Source organism: Sulfitobacter sp. UBA4523 (assembly GCF_002388305.1).
GTDB lineage: Bacteria > Pseudomonadota > Alphaproteobacteria > Rhodobacterales > Rhodobacteraceae > Sulfitobacter > Sulfitobacter pontiacus.
In genome coordinates this window covers 14441-16284 of record NZ_DGMH01000010.1, presented here as the reverse complement: position 1 = coordinate 16284, position 1844 = coordinate 14441, and the positions used below count along the sequence as shown (strand labels likewise).

The following is a 1844-nucleotide window of genomic DNA, read 5'->3' as shown; positions in this document are numbered from 1 at the left end:
CCGCGCCCGATAAAGGGCATCTTGGTCGCCATCACCGTCACGAACATGGCGTTTGAGCCGGGTGGCAGGCTTGCCATATAGACCAGCGTGCGGCCCACATCCTCTGCATCCATGCGCGGCTCTGCCCGACGTGACCCATCCGGTTGCAGCACACCCTGGGCCATCTGCTCTGTCATCTCGCTGGCGGCATTGCCGATGTCGATCTGACCACAAGCGATGTCATGCGCCCGCCCGTCCAGCGACAGCGACCGCGTCAGCCCCGTCACCGCATGTTTCGTCGCCGTATAGGGTGCCGAGAACGGGCGCGGCACATGGGCAGAGATCGACCCGTTGTTGATGATCCGCCCACCCTTGGGCGACTGCCGTTTCATCAACCCGAAGGCCGCGCGCGCGCATAGAAACGACCCTGTGAGGTTCGCGGCCACAATGGCGTTCCAGTCGTCAAGCGACAGGTCGTCAATCTCGACCGCGGGGGCGTTGACGCCCGCATTGTTGAACAGCAGGTCCAACCGCCCGAACTGCGCCTCGATCCGGTCAAACAGCGCCAGCACATCCGCCTCGACCCCGACATCGGCGGTGATGGCCAGATGCCCCTCCCCCGCCAACGCGGCGCGGGCCTCCTCTAGCGGGGCCATCCGGCGTCCCGTCAGCACCAGCGTAAACCCCGCCTCTGCCAGCGCTGCGGCGCAGGCGCGCCCGACGCCGCTGCCCCCGCCGGTAACCAGTGCAATCTTCCTCTCCATCATCCCCCCGATCTGCGCCTTTGTGATCCGCGCAAGCTGATTTATACCAAGCGCATAGCAACCCGTTTTCCCCCCTGACGCAAGCCGAAGGACGCCGCAATGATCGACCTCTATACCTGGACCACCCCGAACGGCCGCAAGGTCTCTATCCTGCTAGAGGAGTTGGGCGTCCCCTATACCGCCCACCCCATCGACATCACCAAAGACGACCAATTCGCGCCCGACTTCCTGAAAATCAGCCCCAATAACAAGATCCCCGCGATCAAGGACCATGACAATGGCCTCTGCCTGATGGAATCCGGCGCGATCATGTGGTATCTCGCTGATAAATATGGGAAATTCCTGCCGAGCGATGCGATTGGACGTGCCAAGGTGCATGAATGGCTGATGTGGCAGATGGGCGGCTTGGGTCCGATGGCCGGACAGGCGCATCACTTCTTGCAGTTCAACCCGGGCAAGGCCCCCTACGCCGAAACCCGCTATGCGACAGAGGTCCAGCGGCTTTACGGCGTGCTCGACAAACAGCTCGACGGGCAGGACTTCATCTGCGGTGACTATTCGATTGCGGATATGGCCTGTTGGCCCTGGGTCGCGCGCTATGAATGGCAGCGGGTGGACCTGACGCAATTCCCCAATGTGTTGCGCTGGTACAAAGCACTGCGCGCCCGCGACGCGGTGATCAAAGGGTATCAAGTGCCGAAAGATGTGGGCGAGGTTCCCCGCGGGGAACCGTAAGCCGCGGGCACAATCACAGCCCGTCGATCAGGATATCCAAGGCCCGCTTCAACGCATCGCGCTCTGCCTCAAGCGAGGTCACCTTGTCGCGCAGCGCGGTGCCGGGCACGGCGGCCAGCTCTTGCACCCGCACGATCCATGCGGTGCCGTCGACCTCTACCTGCGGGGTCAGACCGGGAAAGGCAGCGTACCGCCCCGCCTCGCGCAGCGGTGCCACCACGCGCGAGGCGTCGATGCCAATCAGGTCGGTTTGCAGATCCACCACAAGCTGCCCGCCCGCAAGCCGGTACACATCAAACTGCGCCATAACGCACCCTAGAAACTGCGAAAGCGTTCAAGCGGCAGGCCCTCGGCCTCTACCTCTTG

Annotated in this window: 3 protein-coding genes; 1 reads left to right on the top strand and 2 read right to left on the bottom strand. The window is 63.3% G+C overall.

Features of this window, described 5'->3' with window-relative positions:
* On the bottom strand, positions 1 to 743 hold a 743-nt coding region (locus B3849_RS02035; RefSeq protein ID WP_286779748.1), incomplete at its 3' end, for an SDR family oxidoreductase.
* A gap of 99 nt (positions 744 to 842) precedes the next feature.
* Between B3849_RS02035 and B3849_RS02030 the strand changes: the two genes are divergently transcribed.
* Entirely contained in the window at positions 843 to 1478 is a 636-nt protein-coding gene (locus B3849_RS02030; RefSeq protein ID WP_278425766.1) for a glutathione S-transferase family protein, read from the top strand.
* A 13-nt stretch (positions 1479 to 1491) separates the two neighbouring features.
* Here the strand turns inward: B3849_RS02030 and B3849_RS02025 are convergent, their stop codons facing one another.
* On the bottom strand, positions 1492 to 1785 hold the full coding sequence (locus tag B3849_RS02025; protein WP_009824373.1) for a CcdB family protein: 294 nt from the start codon (positions 1783 to 1785) through the stop codon (positions 1492 to 1494).
* Positions 1786 to 1844: the final 59 nt, after the last annotated feature.

Bases quoted from the DNA above. Each gene is read 5' to 3' on its own strand.
- B3849_RS02025 (WP_009824373.1), bottom strand. From the start codon at position 1,785: ATGGCGCAGTTTGATGTGTACCGGCTTGCGGGCGGGCAGCTTGTGGTG.
- B3849_RS02030 (WP_278425766.1), top strand. From the start codon at position 843: ATGATCGACCTCTATACCTGGACCACCCCGAACGGCCGCAAGGTCTCT.